The 19,756-nt window shown below is 72.3% G+C and carries 19 protein-coding genes; 9 read left to right on the top strand and 10 right to left on the bottom strand.

Going from position 1 to position 19,756, the window contains the following annotated elements; translation table 11 throughout:
* Nucleotides 1-95: 95 nt before the first annotated feature.
* Nucleotides 96-452: an iron-sulfur cluster assembly accessory protein gene (locus ACFC0Z_RS22280; RefSeq protein WP_360802149.1), complete on the bottom strand. Its 357-nt coding sequence runs from the start codon at nt 450-452 to the stop codon at nt 96-98.
* Between the two features lie 249 nt (nt 453-701).
* Between ACFC0Z_RS22280 and nadA the strand changes: the two genes are divergently transcribed.
* A complete protein-coding gene (gene nadA / locus ACFC0Z_RS22275) occupies nt 702-1,895 on the top strand; it encodes a quinolinate synthase NadA (RefSeq protein WP_376440622.1) in 1,194 nt (397 codons plus the stop codon).
* Between the two features lie 67 nt (nt 1,896-1,962).
* On the opposite strand, the gene ACFC0Z_RS22270 is transcribed toward nadA, so the two are convergent.
* From ACFC0Z_RS22270 to ACFC0Z_RS22250, 5 genes are all read right to left on the bottom strand, one after another.
* The gene (locus ACFC0Z_RS22270) at nt 1,963-5,127 is read right to left on the bottom strand and encodes an efflux RND transporter permease subunit (protein WP_376440619.1); all 3,165 of its coding nucleotides are present in this window, start codon (nt 5,125-5,127) and stop codon (nt 1,963-1,965) included.
* 207 nt (nt 5,128-5,334) lie between these two features.
* The gene (locus tag ACFC0Z_RS22265; RefSeq protein WP_376440617.1) at nt 5,335-6,030 is read right to left on the bottom strand and encodes a response regulator; all 696 of its coding nucleotides are present in this window, start codon (nt 6,028-6,030) and stop codon (nt 5,335-5,337) included.
* Nucleotides 6,027-7,286: a sensor histidine kinase gene (locus ACFC0Z_RS22260; protein ID WP_376440614.1), complete on the bottom strand. Its 1,260-nt coding sequence runs from the start codon at nt 7,284-7,286 to the stop codon at nt 6,027-6,029. Before ACFC0Z_RS22260 ends, ACFC0Z_RS22265 begins: the two co-directional genes overlap by 4 nt.
* Nucleotides 7,287-7,487: 201 nt before the next feature.
* Nucleotides 7,488-7,766 (bottom strand): hypothetical protein, encoded by a 279-nt coding sequence (locus ACFC0Z_RS22255; protein ID WP_376440612.1) that lies wholly within the window; start codon nt 7,764-7,766, stop codon nt 7,488-7,490.
* A 21-nt stretch (nt 7,767-7,787) separates the two neighbouring features.
* A complete protein-coding gene (locus ACFC0Z_RS22250) occupies nt 7,788-8,561 on the bottom strand; it encodes a PspA/IM30 family protein (protein ID WP_376440609.1) in 774 nt (257 codons plus the stop codon).
* A 263-nt stretch (nt 8,562-8,824) separates the two neighbouring features.
* Between ACFC0Z_RS22250 and ACFC0Z_RS22245 the strand changes: the two genes are divergently transcribed.
* The 3 genes from ACFC0Z_RS22245 (at nt 8,825) to ACFC0Z_RS22235 (ending at nt 11,416) form a co-directional block, all read left to right on the top strand.
* Nucleotides 8,825-9,427: a DUF3043 domain-containing protein gene (locus tag ACFC0Z_RS22245; protein WP_376440606.1), complete on the top strand. Its 603-nt coding sequence runs from the start codon at nt 8,825-8,827 to the stop codon at nt 9,425-9,427.
* Between the two features lie 38 nt (nt 9,428-9,465).
* Nucleotides 9,466-10,242 (top strand): class I SAM-dependent methyltransferase, encoded by a 777-nt coding sequence (locus ACFC0Z_RS22240; protein ID WP_376440603.1) that lies wholly within the window; start codon nt 9,466-9,468, stop codon nt 10,240-10,242.
* Nucleotides 10,243-10,318: 76 nt separating this feature from the next.
* Nucleotides 10,319-11,416 (top strand): S1C family serine protease, encoded by a 1,098-nt coding sequence (locus ACFC0Z_RS22235; protein ID WP_376440602.1) that lies wholly within the window; start codon nt 10,319-10,321, stop codon nt 11,414-11,416.
* A gap of 110 nt (nt 11,417-11,526) precedes the next feature.
* Here ACFC0Z_RS22235 and ACFC0Z_RS22230 read toward each other — a convergent pair whose 3' ends face one another.
* Nucleotides 11,527-11,733 carry a hypothetical protein gene (locus ACFC0Z_RS22230; RefSeq protein WP_376440599.1) on the bottom strand — a complete coding sequence of 69 codons (207 nt, stop codon included), beginning with the start codon at nt 11,731-11,733 and terminating at the stop codon, nt 11,527-11,529.
* A gap of 90 nt (nt 11,734-11,823) precedes the next feature.
* Here ACFC0Z_RS22230 and ACFC0Z_RS22225 point away from each other — a divergent pair, with 90 nt between their 5' ends.
* From ACFC0Z_RS22225 to ACFC0Z_RS22210, 4 genes are all read left to right on the top strand, one after another.
* A complete protein-coding gene (locus ACFC0Z_RS22225; protein WP_376440596.1) occupies nt 11,824-13,029 on the top strand; it encodes a bifunctional adenosylcobinamide kinase/adenosylcobinamide-phosphate guanylyltransferase in 1,206 nt (401 codons plus the stop codon).
* Between the two features lie 57 nt (nt 13,030-13,086).
* The gene (cobT, locus tag ACFC0Z_RS22220; RefSeq protein ID WP_376440593.1) at nt 13,087-14,163 is read left to right on the top strand and encodes a nicotinate-nucleotide--dimethylbenzimidazole phosphoribosyltransferase; all 1,077 of its coding nucleotides are present in this window, start codon (nt 13,087-13,089) and stop codon (nt 14,161-14,163) included.
* A 106-nt stretch (nt 14,164-14,269) separates the two neighbouring features.
* Complete coding sequence (locus tag ACFC0Z_RS22215; RefSeq protein ID WP_376440590.1) at nt 14,270-16,063, top strand: phosphatidylglycerol lysyltransferase domain-containing protein; 1,794 nt, start codon at nt 14,270-14,272, stop codon at nt 16,061-16,063.
* Nucleotides 16,060-16,779, top strand: a complete 720-nt coding sequence (locus tag ACFC0Z_RS22210; RefSeq protein WP_376440587.1) for a hypothetical protein — start codon at nt 16,060-16,062, stop codon at nt 16,777-16,779. The genes ACFC0Z_RS22215 and ACFC0Z_RS22210 overlap by 4 nt, the downstream gene beginning before the upstream one ends.
* Here the strand turns inward: ACFC0Z_RS22210 and ACFC0Z_RS22205 are convergent.
* Nucleotides 16,719-17,483, bottom strand: a complete 765-nt coding sequence (locus tag ACFC0Z_RS22205) for a hypothetical protein (RefSeq protein WP_376440584.1) — start codon at nt 17,481-17,483, stop codon at nt 16,719-16,721. The genes ACFC0Z_RS22210 and ACFC0Z_RS22205 overlap by 61 nt on opposite strands.
* A gap of 67 nt (nt 17,484-17,550) precedes the next feature.
* On the opposite strand from ACFC0Z_RS22205, the gene ACFC0Z_RS22200 reads away from it, so the two are divergent.
* Nucleotides 17,551-18,324 (top strand): adenosylcobinamide-GDP ribazoletransferase, encoded by a 774-nt coding sequence (locus ACFC0Z_RS22200; RefSeq protein ID WP_376440581.1) that lies wholly within the window; start codon nt 17,551-17,553, stop codon nt 18,322-18,324.
* Between the two features lie 11 nt (nt 18,325-18,335).
* Here ACFC0Z_RS22200 and ACFC0Z_RS22195 read toward each other — a convergent pair whose 3' ends face one another.
* Nucleotides 18,336-19,139 carry an endo alpha-1,4 polygalactosaminidase gene (locus ACFC0Z_RS22195; protein WP_376440577.1) on the bottom strand — a complete coding sequence of 268 codons (804 nt, stop codon included), beginning with the start codon at nt 19,137-19,139 and terminating at the stop codon, nt 18,336-18,338.
* On the bottom strand, nt 19,136-19,753 hold the full coding sequence (locus ACFC0Z_RS22190) for a spherulation-specific family 4 protein (RefSeq protein WP_376440574.1): 618 nt from the start codon (nt 19,751-19,753) through the stop codon (nt 19,136-19,138). Before ACFC0Z_RS22190 ends, ACFC0Z_RS22195 begins: the two co-directional genes overlap by 4 nt.
* Nucleotides 19,754-19,756 lie beyond the last annotated feature (3 nt).

The following is a 19,756-nucleotide window of genomic DNA, read 5'->3' as shown; positions in this document are numbered from 1 at the left end:
TCGTAGCGGAGCTACGGGGGCGTTTCGGTCGTACGGCGAGCGTGCGTGCCGGGCGGGCCGGACCCGGCGGGAATTGTCAGACAGGCCCTAGGGGCTTAGCTGAACGAGTCGCCGCAGGCGCAGGAGCCCGTGGCGTTGGGGTTGTCGATCGTGAAGCCCTGCTTCTCGATGGTGTCCACGAAGTCGATCGAGGCACCGCCCAGGTACGGGGCGCTCATGCGGTCGGTGACGACCTTGACGCCGTCGAAGTCCTTCACGACGTCGCCGTCGAGCGAACGCTCGTCGAAGAACAGCTGGTAACGCAGGCCGGAGCAGCCACCGGGCTGAACGGCGACGCGCAGGGCCAGGTCCTCGCGGCCTTCCTGGTCGAGGAGGGCCTTGACCTTGGCCGCGGCGGCGTCGGACAGGAGGATGCCGTCGCTGACAGTGGTCTGTTCGTCCGATACGGACATCTGCTTCTCTCCCGGTGTGTACGGAGACTGCTTGCCAACGGTGGAACCGTCGGTGCCCCGGATTCATTCCGGGCCGCGTGGGGTCTTTCCTCTTTCATGCTCGCACACCCGGCCCGGGAGCGGGGACGGCGAATTCGTCACATCGACACTATGGACATCGTCATGCTGACGCGAAGCGGTTATGATAGATAGCGTCATTTCGACGAAAAGCGTTCCCGAAGACCCTCAGCAGAAGACCCTCAAGAAAGGGTGCGTGACGTGACCACCGCCCAGCCCCTGGATGTGCAGCCGACGCCGCTCGCCCTTCTCCTGCTCGGCCGCGAGGCCGACCCGAAGAGCGAGCGCGGCGTGGAGTGCCCCGGCGACCTTCCCTCGCCCTCCGACCCGGACCTCGTGGAGCGCGCCCGCGCCGCCAAGGAGAAGCTCGGGGACAAGGTCTTCGTCCTCGGCCACCACTACCAGCGTGACGAGGTCATCCAGTTCGCCGACGTCACCGGCGACTCGTTCAAGCTCGCCCGCGACGCCGCCGCCAAGCCCGAGGCCGAGTACATCGTCTTCTGCGGTGTGCACTTCATGGCCGAGTCGGCCGACATCCTCACCGGCGACGACCAGAAGGTCGTCCTTCCGGACCTCGCGGCCGGCTGCTCGATGGCCGACATGGCCACCGCCGAGCAGGTCGCCGAGTGCTGGGACGTCCTGGTCGAGGCCGGGATCGCCGAGCAGGTCGTGCCCGTCTCGTACATGAACTCCTCGGCCGACATCAAGGCGTTCACCGGCAAGCACGGCGGCACGATCTGCACCTCGTCCAACGCCAAGCGCGCGCTGGACTGGGCCTTCGAGCAGGGGGAGCCCGGCACAACAAAGGTCCTCTTCCTGCCGGACCAGCACCTGGGCCGCAACACCGCCGTCCGCGACATGGGCATGTCTCTGGACGACTGCGTGGTCTACAACCCGCACAAGCCGAACGGCGGGCTCACCGTCGAGGAGCTGCGCGCCGCCAAGATGATCCTGTGGCGCGGCCACTGCTCGGTGCACGGCCGTTTCTCGCTGGACTCGGTCAACGACGTCCGCGAGCGCGTCCCGGGCGTGAACGTGCTCGTCCACCCGGAGTGCAAGCACGAGGTCGTCGCCGCCGCGGACTACGTGGGCTCGACCGAGTACATCATCAACACCCTGAACGCGGCCCCGGCCGGCTCGAAGTGGGCCATCGGCACCGAGCTGAACCTGGTCCGGCGCGTGGCCGCCGCCCACCCGGACAAGGAGATCGTCTTCCTCGACAAGACGGTCTGCTTCTGCTCGACGATGAACCGCATCGACCTGCCGCACCTCGTGTGGACCCTGGAGTCGCTGGCCGAGGGCAACCTCGTCAACCAGATCCAGGTCGACAAGGAGACGGAGAGCTTCGCCAAGCTCGCCCTGGAGCGGATGCTCGCTCTGCCGTAACGGTTCCTCAGGTACGCGGAAGGGGCGCCCCACCGTGGTGGGGCGCCCCTTCGCCGTGTTCAGCGGATCAGTCGAGGATGTCGAGCAGGGAGGCCGTCGCCGGGTCGACGTCCGCCTGCTGCGGGATGTCGAGGACGTCGTCGCCCTTGCCTTCCTTCCTCGCCTTCTTCGCCGCCTTCTTCTTCGCGCGGCGCTCCTTGCGGAGCTCCACCATCGCGTAGAGCGTCGGGACGAGGAGGAGGGTGAGGAGCGTCGAGGTGATCAGACCGCCGATCACGACCACGGCCAGCGGCTGGGCGATGAAGCCGCCCTCGCCGGTGATGCCGAGGGCCATCGGCAGCAGGGCGAAGATCGTCGCCAGGGCGGTCATCAGGATCGGGCGGAGCCGGTGGCGGCCGCCCTCGATCACGGCCTCGACGACGCCCAGGCCCTGGGCCCGGTACTGGTTGATCAGGTCGATCAGGACGATCGCGTTGGTCACGACGATGCCGATGAGCATCAGCATGCCGATCATCGCCGGGACGCCCATGGCGGTGTCCGTGACGATGAGCAGGCCGAGGGCGCCGGTCGCCGCGAACGGGATCGAGACCAGCAGGATCAGCGGCTGGATCAGCGAGCGGAAGGTCGCCACGAGCAGCATGAAGACGATCGCGACGGCCGCGAGCATCGCCAGGAACAGGTTGGTGAACGCCTCGGACTGGTCCTCGGAGACGCCGCCGATGCTGACGGTGGCCCCCTCGGGCAGGTCGAGAGCGTTGATCTCGGTCTGGAGCGCCGCACTCACCGCGCCGGTGTTGTCGCCGGTCGGCTTGGCCGAGATCGTCGCCGCGCGGGCGCCGTCGATCCGGGTCATGGAGACCGGGCCCGGGACGAGCTCGACGGTCGCGACGTCGCCCAGCTTCACCGGGCCGAGCGGCAGCGCCTTCAGCTCGGCCAGGGTGGTGGCCGGCTTCGCCGAGGTGATGAGGACGTCCCGCTCGGTGTCGTCGACGATCGCCTTGGCGGCCGGGGTGCCCCGGACCGCCTGGGCGACGATCATGCCGAGCGAACCGGAGTCGAAGCCCGCGTCGGCCGCCTTCTCGTTGGCCTTCACGGAGATCCGCGGAACGGACTGGGCCAGGTCGCTCTGGACGTCGGTGACGTCCTTCATCTTGGCGACGGCCGTACGGACCTGCTCGGAGGCCGCCTTGAGGACCTCCGCGTCGGCCGCCTTCACGACCACGCTCAGGTCCTGGCTGCCGAAGCCGTCACCGGCCGCGATGGTGGTGTCGCCGATGCCGTCCAGCCCGTCGAAGGCCTTCACCAGGGCGTCGCGGGTCTTCTCGTACGCGTCGGAGCTCTCCAGGCTGATCTTGTACGAGGCCTGGTTGGAGCCCGTACCGCCGCCGAAGGCCGCCATGAAGCCGGAGGAGCCGACGGTGACCTGGTAGTCCTTGACGCCCTCGGTCTCCGCGAGGACCTTCTCGATCTTCTTCGCGGCCTCGTCGGAGGCGCTCAGGCTGGTGCCGGGCGGCAGCTCCTGCTGGATGCTGAGCACCTCCTGCTCGCCCTGGTCGAAGAAGTTCGTCTTCAGGAGCGGGGCCATGCCGAAGGTGACGACGAGGACGACGAGCGCGATCGCCAGGCTGGTGAGCCGGCGCCGGGTCGCGAAGCGGAGCACCGGCACGTACGCGCGCTGGAGACGGCTCTTCTCCTCCTTGGCCTCGGCGAGCCTGCGGGCCTCCGCCAGGTCCTCCGAGGTGCCCTTCGGGGCGCGGAGGAACCAGTACGAGAGCACGGGGACGACCGTCAGGGAGACGAGCAGCGAGGCGAGCAGGGCCGCCGTGACCGTCAGCGAGAACGAGCCGAACAGCTCGCCGATCATGCCGCCGGTCAGACCGATCGGCAGGAAGACGGCGACGGTGGTGAGGGTCGAGGAGGTGACCGCGCCGGCGACCTCGCGGACGGCGGTGATGATCGCCGACTGGCGCTCCTCGCCGTAGCCGAGGTGCCGCTTGATGTTCTCCAGGACCACGATCGAGTCGTCGACGACCCGGCCGATGGCGATGGTGAGCGCGCCGAGCGTCAGCATGTTCAGGGACAGGTCGCGGGTCCACAGCACGATCAGGGCCAGGACGACCGAGAGCGGGATGGAGACCGCGGTCACCAGGGTCGAGCGGATCGAGGTCAGGAAGACCAGGATCACCAGGACGGCCATGACGAGGCCGAGCGCGCCCTCCGTGGTCAGGCCGGAGACGGCCTTCGCGACGGCCGGGCCCTGGTCGGAGACGACGGTCAGCTCGGCGCCGTCGCCGAGGTCGCGGCGGAGCTCCGGCAGCTTCTCCTCGACGGCGTCGGAGATGGCGACGGCGCTGCCGTCCTTGTCCATGGTCGCCATGACGGCGAGGCTGGGCTTGCCGTTGGTACGGGTCAGGGAGACGGCCGGCGACTCCTCCTGGCGGACCTCGGCGACGTCGCCGAGGCGGACGGCCTTGCCCTTGCCGGGGACGGCCGGCGGGATGCGCAGGTCCTGGATCTGCTCGATCGAGGTGTAGCCGCCGCCGACCTGGATCGTGCGGCTCTTGCCGTCCTCCGAGAACGAGCCGGCCGGGATCGTGCCGCCGCCGGAGCGGAGGGCCTCGGCGAGCTTCATGGAGCTCAGGCCGGCCGCGGCCAGCTTGCGCTGGTCCGGGACGACGGAGATCTGGAGGTCCTGGACGCCGCTGACGGAGACCTGGCCGACGCCCTCGATGCCCTCCAGGGCGGGGACGACGGTCCGCTCCAGCTGGTCGGCCAGGGCCTGCTGGTCCTTGCCGGAGGAGGCGGCGAGGACGACGGTCGGCATGTCGTCCGTCGAACCGGCGATGACCTGCGGGTCGACCGTGTCGGGCAGCTGGGCGCGGGCCCGGTTCACGGCCTGCTGGACGTCGGCCACGAGCTGCTTGGTGGAGTCGTCGCCGTAGTCGAAGGAGGCCATGACGACGGCCATGCCCTCGGAGGCGGTGGCCGTGACGCCCTTCAGCCCGTCGACGGACTTGAGGCTGCTCTCCAGCGGCTCGACGACCTGCTTCTCGACCACATCGGGAGAGGCGCCCTGGTACGGGGCGAGGATCGAGACCATCGGCAGCTCGATCGAGGGGAACAACTGCTGCTTCAGCTGCGGGATCGCGATCGCGCCGAACACGATCGCGACGATGGACATCAGCCCGATCAGGGCCCGTTGCGCGAGGCTGAATCTGGACAGCCAGGACATGGGGTCTCTCTTCTGTGGCGTACTCGGCGTAAGCGGCGTACTCGGCGTACGCGGCGGCAGGCGGGAGCAGCCGAGGCCGTGCCTCCCCCCGGCCCCTACCCTCCGCCATGCGCGGCCGGAAGTCCTCGCCCCGCAGGCCCACTTCCTTACCTCGCGCATACCGCGTCTGGAGTACGCGGGCAGTCTCGCCGTGCCGTACGGAGGGGGCTACTCCGCCCTCGGGCGCACCAGGCCCGACTCGTACGCCGTCACCACCAGCTGGGCCCGGTCGCGGGCGCCGAGCTTGGCCATCGTGCGGTTGACGTGCGTCTTCACGGTCAGCGGGCTGACGTCGAGCCGCTCGGCGATCTCGTCGTTGGAGAGCCCGCCGCCGACCAGGACGAGCACCTCGCGCTCGCGGGCGGTGAGCGCGGCGAGCCGCTCGGGGTACGGGCGTCCGCCGTCGCCCGCCGGGTCGAGGCCGCCGCCCTGCGCGAGGAAGCTGGCGATCAGGCCCTTCGTGGCGGCCGGGGAGAGCAGCGCCTCGCCCGCGTGGGCGATCCGGATCGCGCCGAGCAGCTCCTCGGGCTCGGCGCCCTTGCCGAGGAAGCCCGAGGCTCCGGCGCGCAGCGACTGCACGACGTACTCGTCGACCTCGAAGGTCGTCAGCATGACGATCCGTACGGAGGAGAGCTCGGGGTCGGCGGTGATCGCGCGGGTCGCGGCGAGGCCGTCCGTGCCCGGCATGCGGATGTCCATGAGGACGACGTCCGGCCGCTCCGAGCGGGCCAGGGCGAGGGCCTGCTCGCCGTCGGCGGCCTCGCCGACCACCCGCATGTCGGGTTCGGAGTCGACGAGGACCTTGAAGGCGCTGCGCAGCAGGGCCTGGTCGTCGGCGAGCAGCACCCGGATCGTCGGCGTCACGCGTCCTCCCCCTCTCCCGTACGGGTCGTGGTCACCGGCAGTATCGCCTGGACGCGGAAGCCGCCGCCGTAGCGGGGTGCGGTGGTGAGGGTGCCGCCGAGGGCGCTGACCCGTTCCCGCATGCCGAGCAGGCCGTGGCCGCCCCCTTCGGAGCCCGGGGCCGGGGGCTGCGGGGTCCCGTTGTCGAGGACGGTGATCTCGACCGTACGGCCGACCCTGACGACGCTCACCTCGGCCTCGGCGTCCGGCCCGGCGTGCTTGCGCACGTTGGTGAGGGCCTCCTGGACGATCCGGTACGCGGCGAGGTCGACGGTCGCGGGCAGCGGGCGGTCGTGCTCGCTCTCGGTACGGGCCAGGGTGACCGGCAGGCCGGCCTTCCGGAAGCTGTCGAGGAGCCCGTCGAGGACGGCGAGGCCGGGGGCGGGTTCGGTGGGGGCCTCGGGGTCGCCGGACTGGCGCAGCAGGCCGACGGTGGCGCGGAGCTCGTCGAGCGCGGAGCGGCTCGCCTCGCGGACGTGGGCGAGGGCCTCCTTCGCCTGGTCGGGGCGCTTGTCCATGACGTGCGCGGCGACCCCGGCCTGCACGTTCACCAGGGCGATGTGGTGGGCGACGACGTCGTGGAGGTCGCGGGCGATCCGCAGCCGCTCCTCGGCGACGCGGCGGCCCGCCTCCTCCTCGCGGGTCCGCTCGGCGCGCTCGGCGCGCTCCCTGATGGCGTCGACGAAGGCCCGGCGGCTGCGGACGGCGTCGCCCGCGGCGGCGGCCATGCCGGTCCAGGCGAAGACGCCGAGGTTCTCCTGCGCGTACCAGGGCGTCGGCCCGAAGATCATCGCGGCGGCGGTGAGCAAGGCCATCGTGACGAGGCCGACGCGCCAGGTGGTGGGGCGGTCGGTGCGGGAGGCGACCGTGTAGAGCGCGACGACCACGCTCATCGCGATGGGGGCGGGGCGGGTGTCGTTGACCAGCTCGACCAGGCAGATCGTCACGGTGAAGCAGAGCACCGCGAAGGGGCTGCGGCGCCGGAGCACCAGCGCGGCCGCCCCCGCGACCATGATCAGCACGCTCCACAGGTCGGGAGCGCGGTCCCCGAAGGTCGGGCCCTCGGGGCTGCCGTGGGGGTCCGTGAAGGAGGCGGCGAGCATGCAGACGAAGGTGCCGGTGGCGATGGCGGCGTCGAAAGCGAGGGGGTGCGCGGGGAACCAGGCGCGGAGGCGGGCGGCGGGGGCGTCGGCGGGGGCGGGGCCGGTGGGGGTCACGTGCTGGAACGGTACGGGGTGGCGGGCCGTCGGGGGTGGGGCGGTGCGCCTGCGGCGGGCCTTCACCCCACCCCGCCCCTTCCCGAAACCGGGGCTCTGCCCCGGACCCCGGTCCTCACACGCCGGACGGGCTGAAAGCGCGCCTCAAACGCCGGCGGGGCTGGAGGTGCCGGCGGGGCCGAGGTGCGGGGCTGAAAGGGTTCAGCCTGGGATCAGGCCGTCGTCGGAGAGCATCTCTCGGACCTCCGCCAGCGTCGCGTCCTCCGCCGGGAGGATCAGCTCCGAGGGTTCGAGCGCCTCGTCCGGGAGTGGTTCGCCGAGGCGGCGGACGCCGTCGAGGAGGGCCGTCAGCGTGCGGCGGAAGCCCTCCTCGTCGCCGGACTCCACTTCCGCGAGCAGCTCGTCGTCGAGCCTGTTCAGCTCGACGACGTGACTGTCGGCCAGCGTCCGCTGGCCCTCCCCCATGATCCGTACGATCATGACGCGTCCTGTCGGTCGGGGTTACTTCTCGAAGCGCGGGTGCGGCTGCTCCGTGGCGCCGCCCTCGATCGCCTGCTGCTGTGCCGACGAGCCGCCGGCCAGTTCCGCCTTCATCCGCTGGAGCTCCAGCTCGACGTCCGTACCGCCCGAGAGCCGGTCCAGTTCCGCCTGGATGTCGTCCTTGCCGAGCCCCGACTGGTCGTCGAGCGCGCCGGAGGCGAGGAGCTCGTCGATCGCGCCGGCCCGCGCCTGGAGCTGCGCGGTCTTGTCCTCGGCCCGCTGGATCGCGAGGCCGACGTCGCTCATCTCCTCCGAGATGCCGGAGAAGGACTCGGCGATCCGGGTCTGCGCCTGCGCCGCCGTGTAGGTCGCCTTGATCGTCTCCTTCTTCGTGCGGAAGGCGTCGACCTTGGCCTGGAGGCGCTGCGCGGCCAGGGTGAGCTTCTCCTCCTCGCCCTGGAGCGTCTGGTGCTGCACTTCGAGGTCGCTGACCTGCTGCTGGAGCGCGGCCCTGCGGGACAGCGCCTCGCGCGCCAGGTCCTCGCGGCCGAGCGCCAGCGCCTTGCGGCCCTGGTCCTCCAGCTTGGCGGACTGGCCCTGCAACTGGTTCAGCTGGAGTTCGAGCCGCTTGCGGGAGGTGGCGACGTCGGCCACACCGCGGCGCACCTTCTGCAGCAGCTCCAGCTGCTTCTGGTAGGAGTAGTCGAGCGTCTCGCGCGGATCCTCGGCCCGGTCAAGGGCCTTGTTCGCCTTCGCGCGGAAGATCATCCCCATACGCTTCATGACACCGCTCATGGGCTTCGCGCGCCCCCTTCTGACGGACTTCGGCTCCAGCTCTCCAACAGGATCCACACTACGGGCCCTGTCTCCATTACCGCACTGTTCGGAGCGGGATGCGCTCCTCCCCAAGGACGAGTTGGACGCGGCCCGTCCTCCCGCCCAGGGAGTAGGGGGACCCCGTACCTCCCCCGGTGCGTACGTCACAAGACGCCGTCCGTTAGCGGATCGTTCCCGCCCGGCATCGGGTTCCCGGCCACCACCCCGTACCCTTGGGTTTTGTGTTCCGTAGCCGTTCGAAGGATGAGAAGGCCCCCACCGACAAGGTGACGGCGGACCTCTCCAAGCAGCCCCGCGACCCCGAGGCCCCCAAGGGCCGCCCGACACCGAAGCGGAGTGAGGCGCAGACCCAGCGCAAGCGCGCCGCGACGGTGCCGACCGACCGCAAGGAGGCCGCCAAGCGTCAGCGCGAGGCGCGTCGCTCGGACCTGGCCCGACAGCGCGAGGCGCTGGCGAGCGGTGACGAGCGCTATCTGCCGGCCCGCGACAAGGGTCCGGTGCGCAAGTTCGTCCGCGACTTCGTCGACTCCCGCTTCGCGATCGCCGAGTTCTTCCTCCCGATGGCCGTGGTGATCCTCGTGCTGTCGCTCTTCGGCAACGCCAACCGTTCGCTGCAGAACATCTCGCTGCTGCTCTGGCTCGGCGTGATCATTCTGATCGTGATCGACTCGATCGGCATCTGGATCCGTCTCCGGAAGCAGCTGAACGAGCGCTTCCCGAACGAGCCGAAGCGTGGCGCCGTGGCCTACGGCCTCATGCGCACGCTCCAGATGCGCCGCCTGCGGCTTCCGAAGCCGCAGGTCAAGCGCGGAGAGCGACCCTGAGCGCCTTCGGCGTCGACGCGTCGGTGACGGGCGGCCCCGTGCTGCCCGTCGTCGTGCACTGGCCCGCCGGGCACGGCGGGCTGCGCGACACCATCCGGCAGGAGCTCATCGCGCGCCAGCTCGACGAGCAGATATCCGCCCGCTATCCCGTCGGGCAGCGGCTGCGGATCCTCGACGCCGGGATGGGACAGGGCACCCAGGCGCTGCGGCTGGCCCGTGCCGGGCACACGGTGACGGGCCTCGAAGCCGACCCCGAGCTCCTGAAGACGGCGCGCGAGTCGCTCGCGACGGAGCCCGCCGGGATCCGCGAGCGGGTCCGGATGATCGAGGGCGACGGCCGCGAGACCGGCGTCCACTTCCTGCCGGGCAGCTTCGACGTGGTCCTCTGCCACGGCGTCCTCATGTACGCGGACGAGCCCGACGCCCTGCTCGCCGGTCTGGCCCGGATGCTGGCCCCCGGCGGCCTGCTCTCCCTGGTCGTACGGAACGCGGAGGCGCTCTCCATGCGCCCGGGGCTCGCCGGCGACTGGTCCGGGGCGCTCGCGAGCTTCGACAGCGACGTCTACACCGACGACGACGGGGTGAAGGTGCGGGCCGACCGGCTCGACGCCCTGACGTCCACCCTCGCGGGCATCGCGGCGCCGCTGCACGCCTGGTACGGGGTGCGGGTCTTCACCGACGGCGTCCCCGCCGAGACGGGCCTGCCGGCCGCCGAGGAGCTGGACCGGCTGCTCGCCGCGGAGGAACGGGCCGGGCGGACGGAGCCGTACCGCCGGGTGGCGGCGCTGCTGCACCTGTGCGGCGTGCGAGGCTGAGGCCCCCGCCGGGGACGGGACCTGATCGGGTGCGCTCGGCGCGCCCGCGGGCCCGGGCGAATCGATACTCCGGAACATGGACGTACCCCGTGCCCATGCCCGCACCCGTACTCGCGCCCGTACGCGCGCCCGGCGCCTCCTGCTGCCCCTGACCGCCGGGATCTGTGCCGCCGCGCTGGCCGTCGGCTGTTCCGCCGACGGCGACCCGGCCGGGCCCGCCCGGTCCACCCAGGCGGCGGCGCCCCTCGCCGCCAACGACCTCCAGGACGACTACCAGGCCGTCATCAAGGACGTCCTGCCGTCGGTCGTCCAGATCGACGCGTCGAGCAGCCTCGGGTCCGGGGTCGTCTACGACGACAAGGGGCACATCGTCACCAACGCGCACGTCGTCGGCGAGGAGAAGACCTTCAAGGTCACCGCCGCGACGGGCGGGCAGCCGGTGGACGCGCGGCTCGTCTCCTCGTACCCCGAGCAGGACCTCGCGGTGATCAGGCTGACCACCGTGCCGCAGGGGCTGAAGGCGGCGAGGTTCGGCGACTCCGCCGCCGTCGACATGGGGCAGATCGTCCTCGCGATGGGCTCCCCCCTCGGGCTCTCCGGCAGCGTCACCCAGGGCATCGTCTCGGCGACCGGGCGCACGGTGAGCGAGGGGCGTACGGGCGGGGGCACCGGCGCGACCATCGGGAACATGGTCCAGACGTCCGCGGCGATCAATCCCGGCAACAGCGGGGGCGCGCTCGTGAACCTCGACAGCGAGGTCATCGGCATCCCGACCCTCGCGGCGACCGACCCCGAGCTGGGCGGGGGCTCGGCCCCCGGGATCGGCTTCGCGATCCCCGCGTCCATGGTGAAGACGGTCGCCGACCAGATCATCAAGGACGGGAAGGTGACGGACTCGGGGCGGGCGGCGCTCAACATCACCGGGCGCACGGTCCTCGACGACGACTACAACCCGGCGGGGGTGGCGGTGGTCGAGGCGCCGCCGGAGGGGGCGGCGGGCAAGGCGGGCCTGAAGCCGGGTGACGTGATCACCCGGTTCGGCGACACGGAGATCACGACGATCACGTCCCTGTCGGAGGCGCTGGCCTCGCGGCGGCCGGGGGACGTGGTGACGGTGGCGTACGTCCGCGGCACGCAGACCCACAAGGCGGACGTGACCCTGGGCGAGATGTAGACCGCCCACCGCCGAGCCGCCCACCGCCGGGCCGAGCCACCCACCGCCGAGCCGCGCCACACGCGAGGCGGTGGGGCGCCGCGCCGGTCCGGGCGCGGCGCCCCCGGGGGTCAGGCCTCCGCGTTCAGGGGCATCGGGCCGTAGATCTTGGTGCCGTCCTCCGAGAGGGTCACCTGGTCGGCGCCGCCGCCCAGGAGGTCGCGCCAGCACTCGCCGAGCCAGCTCTCGGCGTCGCTCTGCGTGCTGAACTCCTCGGGCGTCACCGAGGGCTCGACCTCCGTGCCGTCGGCCTTCTCGAACCGCCACGTCCATGCCATGTCCGCCTCCAGGCGCTCACCGGTGATCGGTTTCCTGCCCGCAGCGTAGCCGGGCGCGCACGGCTCGCGGTGGCGCGGGAGGATCTGAGGGTGGAACTGACTCTGCTCGGCACCGGCGCCCCCCTCGGGCTCCCCCGCCCCGAATGCCCCTGCGCCGTGTGCGCGCTCTCCCGCGGGACCCGTACGCGGGCCGCCACCGCGCTGCTCGTGGACGGGGCCCTGCTGCTCGATCTGACGCCGGGGGCCGCCCTCGCCGCCGCCCGTTCCGGACATTCGCTCGTCGGCGTACGGCAGGTGCTGCTGACCCACCCGCACGACGGGCCCGCCGTCGAGGTGCCCGCCGGGCTGCCGACGGCCGGGCGGGTGCCGGACGGGCGGGAGCTGACGCTGATCAGCGGGCACCGGGTGCGGGCCGTCGCGATGGATTCCCCGGGGACGGGGTACGAGGTGACCTCGGCGGAAGGGCTGCGGTTGCTGTACCTGCCGCCCGGGGGCGCTCCCGCCGGGCTGCCGGACGGGCAGGCCGTCCCGTACGACATGGTCGTCGCCGACGTGACCGGCCGGCCCGACGGGCTCGCCCGGCTGCGGGCGACCGGTGCCGTCGGTCCGGCGACCGAGGTCGTCGCCGTGCACCTGGACCACGACGCGCCCACCGGAGCCGAGCTGGACCGGCGGCTCGCGGCGGCGGGGGCCAGGGCCGTTCCGGACGGGACGACGCTGTACGTCGGCGACTACCACGAGGTGCCCGACGTGCCCCGGCGCACGCTCGTGACGGGCGGGGCGCGGTCCGGGAAGTCCGTCGAGGCCGAGCGGCGGCTGGAGAGCTTCCCCGAGGTGCTGTACGTGGCCACCGGGGGCACCCGGGAGGGGGACGCCGAGTGGGACCAGCGGGTGGCCCTGCACCGGGAGCGGCGGCCCGGGGTGTGGCGTACGGCCGAGACCACCGAGCTCGTCCCGCTGCTGCGGGAGGACGACGGGGGCGCGCTGCTCATCGACTGTCTGTCGTTGTGGCTGACGCACGTCATGGACGAGGTCGGCGCCTGGGACGACGAGCGGTGGGCCGACGGCGGGCAGGCCGCCCTGCGGGAGCGGACCGCCGAGCTCGTCGCCGCCGTGCGGGCCACCCGGCGGACCGTGGTGGCCGTGACCAACGAGGTCGGGTCGGGTGTGGTGCCCGCGACCCCGGCGGGGCGGCGGTTCCGGGACGAGCTGGGGCGGCTCAACGCGGCCTTCGCCGACGAGTGCGAGGAGGTTCTCCTCGTGGTCGCCGGACAGGCGGTCGTGCTGCGCGGGTAGGGTTCCGATCACCGATATCCCTGACGGCCCTCGCCGATTGCCACAAGGCGGAACCCCTTGAACCTGGACGACTTCTCCGATCTGATCGAGCGCCCCGACGGCGGGATCCGGCGTGACGCCGAGGAGCGCCGCGAGCGGCTGAGCGTGCCGCCGGGGGCGCTCGGGCGTCTCGACGAACTGGGCGAGTGGCTGGCCGCGGCGCAGGCGACGGTCAAGGTGCGGGCGATCGAGCAGCCGCGGGTCGTGCTCTTCGCGGGCGACCACGGGGTCGCCGCGCTCGACGTGTCGGGCCGGGCGGCGGGGACGGCGCACGAGCTGGTGCGCGCGGTGGTCGACGGGTCGAGCCCGGTGGCCGTGCTCGCCCGTGCGATGAACGTGCCGGTGCGGGTCGTGGACGCCGGTGTCGACTGCGAGCCGGAGCTGCTGCCGGCCGATGTCGTACGCCACCGGGTGCGGCGCGGCAGCGGCCGGATCGACGTGGAGAACGCGCTGACGGCCGAGGAGACCGAGGCGGCGGTGCGGCTCGGCATGGCGATCGCCGACGAGGAGGCGGACTCGGGCACCGATCTGGTGGTGCTCGGGGACCTGAGCGTGGGCGGGACGACCCCGGCGTCGACGCTGATCGCGGCCCTGTGCGGGACGGACGCCTCCGTGGTGACCGGCCGGGGCGGCGCCGGGATCGACGACCTGGCGTGGATGCGCAAGTGCGCGGCGGTCCGGGACTCGCTGCGGCGGGCCCGGCCGGTCCTCGGTGACCAGCTGGAGCTGCTCGCGGCGGTCGGCGGCGCGGACCTGGCGGCGATGACGGGCTTCCTGCTCCAGGCCTCGGTGCGGCGGATGCCGGTGATCCTGGACGGGGTCGTGGGCGCGGCCTGCGCGCTGGTGGCGCAGCGGGCGGCGTTCCGCGCGCCGGACTGGTGGCTGGCGGGGCAGGTGAGCGGGGAGCCGGCGCAGGCGAAGGCGCTGGACCGGATGGCACTCAACCCTCTGCTCGATCACGGCGTCCATGTGGGTGAGGGAACCGGGGCATTGCTCGCACTTCCCCTCGTCCAGGCCGCCGCGGCCCTCGCCGCGGAGCTGCCCGAGCGACCGGATCAGACCACTCCGGACGCGGAGGCGGCCGAAGAGGTCTGAGCGGGAGGAAAACCTGACTGCTCCGGAGGCGGCCGTGTGCGCGACGCGCGCACGGCCGCCTCCGGCGTCTCCGCGCGGCCAGCGGTGCCCCATATGATCGCTTTTCATGGGAGAGGTCCGTTTGTCCGCCGAATCAGCGCACCGAGGCTCGGCCTCCCGGGAGTCAGCGCCCCGGGGTTCCACCGTCCGTTCGCGGCGCAGTGCCGCGTTCGCCGTCTGGTACCTGCGCGTCGTCACGTTCATCAACTTCCTGAGCGCCGTCTGGGTGTCGTTCGGCCAGGATCTGCGCCGGCACAACGAGGACGACTTCTTCACCCCGTACATGCTCACGGCGGGCTTCGCCTCCGGCGTCTTCACGCTCTTCATGGCGATCACCATGCGCCGCAGGAAACGGGCCGCGTGGATCCTCAACCTCGTCCTCGCCGGGCTCTTCCTGCTGCTCTTCGCCCTCGTGATGTTCTTCCCGGAGATCCGGGAGCACGCCCAGAACTGGGTCTCGCTCGGCCTGACCGCCGCCTTCGTCCTCGCGCTGCTGCTCGGCCGCAGGGAGTTCTACGCGAAGGGCGACCGCTCCAACCCGCTGCTCGCCGCGATCGTGGCGATCGGCGGGCTGCTCGTCACCTCGCTGCTCGCCGCTGTCCTGGTGACCGTCACCAACACCTCCACCGAGCACTCCACCTTCCTGGAGCGCTGGCGGTACGGCGTGATGCGGCTGATCACCCTGGCCGTCGACGACTCGGGCTACGCCGGGATCAGCACCCCGGGCTGGGTCGACGTCACCATCAACGTGATGTCCACGCTGCTGCTCTTCGCGGTGCTCTTCGCCGCCTTCCGCTCGCGGCGGGCCGTCGACCCGCTGACCGAGGCGGACGAGGAACGGCTGCGGACGCTCCTCGACAAGTACGGCGACCGGGACTCCCTCGGCTACTTCGCGCTGCGCCGCGAGAAGAGCGTCGTGTGGTCGCCCAGCGAGAAGGCGGCCATCGCCTACCGGGTGGTCGGCGGGGTCTCGCTCGCCTCGGGCGATCCGATCGGCGACCCGGAGGCCTGGCCCGGCGCGATCGAGCCGTGGCTCGCCGAGGCCCGCGAGCACGGCTGGATCCCGGCCGTCATGGGCGCGAGCGAGGAGGCCGGGGTCATCTACGCCCGGCACGGCCTGGACGCCCTGGAGCTGGGGGACGAGGCGATCGTGGAGACCGACGAGTTCACGCTGGACGGCCGGGCGATGCGCACGGTCCGGCAGGCGTTCAACCGGGTCAAGCGGGCCGGGTACGAGGTCAGGATCCGGCGCCACGAGGACATCCCGGCCGAGGAGATGGCCGAGCTGCTCCGCAAGGCCGACGACTGGCGGGACGGGGCCACCGAGCGCGGCTTCTCGATGGCCCTCGGCCGGCTCGGGGACCCGCGCGACGGGCGCTGCGTGATGCTGGAGTGCACGGACGACAAGGGCGATCTGCGGGCGCTGCTCTCCTTCGTGCCCTGGGGGCCGAAGGGGCTCTCGCTCGACCTGATGCGCCGCGACCGGGACTCCGAGAACGGCCTGATGGAGTTCATGGTGATCGAGCTCCTCCAGCGGGCGAAGGAGATCGGGATCACCCAGGTCTCGCTGAACTTCGCGATGTTCCGTTCCGTCTTCGAACGCGGCTCGAAGCTCGGGGCGGGACCCGTGCTGCGCGTGTGGCGCTCGCTGCTCAGCTTCTTCTCCCGCTGGTGGCAGATCGAGTCGCTGTACCGCGCCAACGCCAAGTACCGACCGATCTGGGAGCCGCGCTTCATGCTCTTCGAGAAGAGCGCCGACCTGCCGCGCATCGGCATCGCCGCCGGCCGCGCCGAGGGCTTCCTCGAAGCCCCCGGGCTGCCGAAGTGGCTGCACCGCAAGCATCTGGAGAGCGGCCGTTGAGCGGGGCCTCCGGGAGAGTCGGCGCCTTCGCCCGGCGCGAGTGGGGTCCGCTGTTCGGGACCGTCCGGGCCGCCCTCGCCGAGCGGGGGTGGCGGGCGGTCGCGATGACGCTCGCGGCCGTCTGTCTGACGGCCGCGTTCCAGGTGGTCCAGAACCAGGAGTGGGGCTACCAGCCGGTCCAGGACATCGGCTCCGTCCGCGCCGAGGACCCGCTGTGGCTCGCCCTGCTCCGTACGCCCCTCTCGCTCTTCGTCCCGGCGCTCGACCTGCCCGTCTGGGGCGCGCTCGCGCAGGTCCTGCTCGTGTTCGGGATCGCCGAGATCTGCCTCGGACGGTGGCGGACGCTCGCCGTCGCCTATCTGGCGACGCTGTGCGGGACGCTGTACGCGCGCGTGGGCATCGCCCTCGGGCCCGAGAGCGTCCTCGGGCTCCCGGCCTCGGACGCGCTGGTCGTCGACACCGGGCCCTCGGCGGCCGTCGTGGGGCTCGCCGTCTACGTCTGCTGGCGCTACCGGGCCTGGTGGACCGGGGGCGCGGTGGTCGTGGCGATGGTCGTCGAGGTGATCGTCAAGCCGAACCTCGCGGGCAAGGAGCACCTCGCGGCCATCGTGGGCGTCCTCGTCCTGATCGCCGTCCAGGCCTGGCGCGAGCGGGGTCAGGAAGGGGTGGAGCCCCCGCCGGGGACGCGCTCCTGGAAGCCGCCGATCAGGTCCTGAAAGCGGCGCCGGAGCTTCGTCCAGCGCTTGTCGTGCCGGTACTCGCGGAGTATCGAGCGGGCCCGCGCGTGCTTGCGGCGGCGGTAGAAGCGGCGGGCCCACCAGGAGCCGGGGCGGGCGACCCGTACCGCCCCGAAGATCGCGACGAACGGGATGAGGGTGCCGAAGACGGCCGTGCGGAACTTCCCCTTCACCAGGGCGGTGAGGACGAAGAGGAAGTTGACCGCGAGGCTGAGCAGGAAGGTCGTCCGGTCCGCGCGTTCCTCGGCGGTCAGGTCGTCGACGCCCAGCGGGGAGAAGCCGCTGAGGACGAGGCCGACGAGGGAGGCGGTGAGCACCACCGCCTCGACGCTCTTGCGGCCGTCGTCCGTCCAGTACACGTCGTCGAGGTGGAGGATGAGCGCGAACTCGTCGAGGACGAGCCCCGCGCCGATCCCGAAGACGACGGCGAAGACGGCGGCGCCGAGCCCGTGCCGGCCGCTGCCCACCGCGCCGAAGCCGCCGATGACGGCGAGGACGACGCCGGGCACCACGTGATGGATGTGGAGCCCGCCTGAGGAAACGTTCCTGAACGGGCCCTTGCCCGCCCTGATGAGGCGGGTGACGGTCCGGGTGACCAGGAATGTCAGGACGAAGGAGGTCAGAGCGAGCAGCGTCGGGAGCTTTCCCGGCTCGACGATGTTGCGGGCGAACCAGTGACCCATGCCACCCCGTTCCGATATGTGCGATATGAGAAATCTACCGTCCGTGATCGCCGATTACCCTGCCCGGATGGACGGCCTGCGTTTCGCCTTCGGCACTCTGACGGTGTTTCCCGCCCGCATCACCCGCTGGGACCGGGGCGCGGCGCGCGCCGGCATGCTCTGCGCGCCGCTCGCGGGCCTGGCCGTCGGCCTCGCCGCCGCCGCGCTCGGCGGCACGTTCCTGCTGCTCGGCTCGGGGCCGCTGCTCGCCGCCGTCGCCGCCGTCGCCGCTCCCGCCGTGCTCACCCGCGGCCTCCACCTCGACGGCCTCGCGGACACGGCGGACGGCCTCGGCAGCGCGAAGCCCGCCGAGGACGCGCTGCGCATCATGAAGCAGTCGGACATCGGCCCGTTCGGCGTGATCGCCCTCGTCCTCGTCCTGTTCGCGCAGGTCGCCGCCCTGTACGAGCTGTACGGGGACGGGTGGGCGCAGGGCACGATCGGCGCCGCCCTGGCCGCGACCGTCGCCCGGCTCGCCCTCACCCACGCCTCCCGCCACGGCGTTCCCCCGGCCCGGCCCGAGGGCCTCGGCGCGATCGTCGCGGCGACGGTCCCGGTCCGCTCGGCCACGATCGCGACCGGGCTGACCCTGGTCGCCGTCGCGGCGGCGGGCCTGCTCCTCTCCCCGTACGACGCCGTCCGCAACGTGGTGGCGACCGGCGCGGCCCTGGGGGCGGCGGCGCTGCTGCTGCGGCGCTGCGTGCGACGGTTCGGCGGGGTGACCGGCGACGTGTTCGGCGCGCTGGAGGAGACGGCGGCGACGGTCGCGCTGGTCGCGCTGACGCTGGGGCCCGCCGTCTGACAGGCCGCCGTCTAACAGGCCTTCCGCCAGACCCCGAGTGCGTACTTCTTGCTCATCGAGCTGAGGCCCAGCTTCCGTGCCTGCGGGCAGAACTGGTCGTTCGTCAGCTCGTACTCGACGTGGAACACCGCCTTGCCCGCCGCCACGAACGGGGCGAGGCGGCCGCACTCGTCGTACTCGGCGCACTGCTCGTTCACCGCGAAGTCGACGTCGGCGAGGAGCCTGGGGATCTGGTCCAGGTCGTTCTTGAGGCCCACGGCGAGACCCCGTTCGTGGGCCATGCGGGCGATCAGCCGGTTGTAGCGGAGCTGGTCGGCCCCGGTGAGGGGGAAGCCGGTGGGGTTGAGGTAGCCGTCCATGTTGTCGGGCTCGACCGCGTCGAAGCCCTTGTCCCGGCACATGTCGAGCCGCGCCGCCATGAGCGGCTCCAGGACGTCGACGCGGCGGATGTCGAGCCAGCGCTCGCCCTTCCAGCCGTTCCCCTTGCCGAGGACCTCCTTCGGGAACTTCGCGGCGTCCGGCCGGAACTCCTCCCAGGCGCCGGTGGAGAGGTAGCAGATGACCTTGCGGCCCCGGTCGTGCAGGTCCTTCACCGTCGCGGCCGGGTGGTCGAAGCCGTCGATGTCGTACACGGGGACGTCGACCGTCGGGTCGAGACGGCCGCTGAGCTGCCACTGCCAGGCCAGGCCGGGCTTCGGCCGCCAGCGCGCGTCCGCCGGCTTCGGGTCGTGGTCGGGGGCGGCCGTGCAGGCGGTCGCGAGGAGTAACAGGGCCGCGAGGAGCGGGAGAGGGCGTCGGTGCCGGGCGGGTCTCATCGGGCGGGCTCCAGGAGGTACGGAAGGGTGCCCCAGGGGTGCGCGCCCGTGCCCGGCACGGCGCAGTGCACCGGGGTCGCGGGGCGGACGCCGGGCGGGGCGGCGTAGACGAGGTGGCAGTAGTGCGGGGCGACCGGGAGGTCGAGCGCCCGGTACGTGTCCCAGGGGCCCTCGAAGGTGACGAGGAGGTCGGCCAGCTCCTCGTACCCCGGGTCGGGGTGGGTCCCGTGGTTGAGGACGAGGGTCGCGGCCCCGGCGGCGCGGGCGGCGACCGCGATCCGCCCGTAGTGGGCGAGGGCGGCGGGAGCGGTCGCGACCTGGTCGAGGAAGGCCCCGTCGGCCCCGTACCAGTCCCGGTGCCGGAGCAGGTCGGCGACGACCTCGGCGTGCGGGCGGCGGCCGTAGTCGGTGTCCACGTACCCGAGGACCCGGACGCCGGCGGCCCGCAGCCGCTCGGCGGCCTCGGTGAACGCCGGGTCGGGCGCCTCGCCCGCGCCGTTCGCCGGGTTGACGACGACCCCGTACAGGGAGGGAGCGGCCTCGATCAGGGCCGACCAGGCCTCGGGGCGGTCGGCGGGGTGCTCGTAGAACGGCACCAGGAGGGATGCGGGCATGGG

Origin of the sequence: Streptomyces sp. NPDC056144, assembly GCF_042264145.1 — a bacterium.
Taxonomy (GTDB): domain Bacteria; phylum Actinomycetota; class Actinomycetes; order Streptomycetales; family Streptomycetaceae; genus Streptomyces.
This window is presented reverse-complemented; position numbering and strand designations above follow the sequence as displayed.

Bases quoted from the DNA above. Each gene is read 5' to 3' on its own strand.
- ACFC0Z_RS22195 (WP_376440577.1), bottom strand. From the start codon at position 19,139: ATGAGACCCGCCCGGCACCGACGCCCTCTCCCGCTCCTCGCGGCCCTG.
- ACFC0Z_RS22280 (WP_360802149.1), bottom strand. From the start codon at position 452: ATGTCCGTATCGGACGAACAGACCACTGTCAGCGACGGCATCCTCCTG.
- ACFC0Z_RS22235 (WP_376440602.1), top strand. From the start codon at position 10,319: ATGGACGTACCCCGTGCCCATGCCCGCACCCGTACTCGCGCCCGTACG.
- ACFC0Z_RS22255 (WP_376440612.1), bottom strand. From the start codon at position 7,766: ATGATCGTACGGATCATGGGGGAGGGCCAGCGGACGCTGGCCGACAGT.
- ACFC0Z_RS22230 (WP_376440599.1), bottom strand. From the start codon at position 11,733: ATGGCATGGACGTGGCGGTTCGAGAAGGCCGACGGCACGGAGGTCGAG.
- ACFC0Z_RS22270 (WP_376440619.1), bottom strand. From the start codon at position 5,127: ATGTCCTGGCTGTCCAGATTCAGCCTCGCGCAACGGGCCCTGATCGGG.
- ACFC0Z_RS22205 (WP_376440584.1), bottom strand. From the start codon at position 17,483: ATGGGTCACTGGTTCGCCCGCAACATCGTCGAGCCGGGAAAGCTCCCG.
- ACFC0Z_RS22200 (WP_376440581.1), top strand. From the start codon at position 17,551: ATGGACGGCCTGCGTTTCGCCTTCGGCACTCTGACGGTGTTTCCCGCC.
- ACFC0Z_RS22215 (WP_376440590.1), top strand. From the start codon at position 14,270: ATGGGAGAGGTCCGTTTGTCCGCCGAATCAGCGCACCGAGGCTCGGCC.
- ACFC0Z_RS22250 (WP_376440609.1), bottom strand. From the start codon at position 8,561: ATGAGCGGTGTCATGAAGCGTATGGGGATGATCTTCCGCGCGAAGGCG.
- ACFC0Z_RS22190 (WP_376440574.1), bottom strand. From the start codon at position 19,753: ATGCCCGCATCCCTCCTGGTGCCGTTCTACGAGCACCCCGCCGACCGC.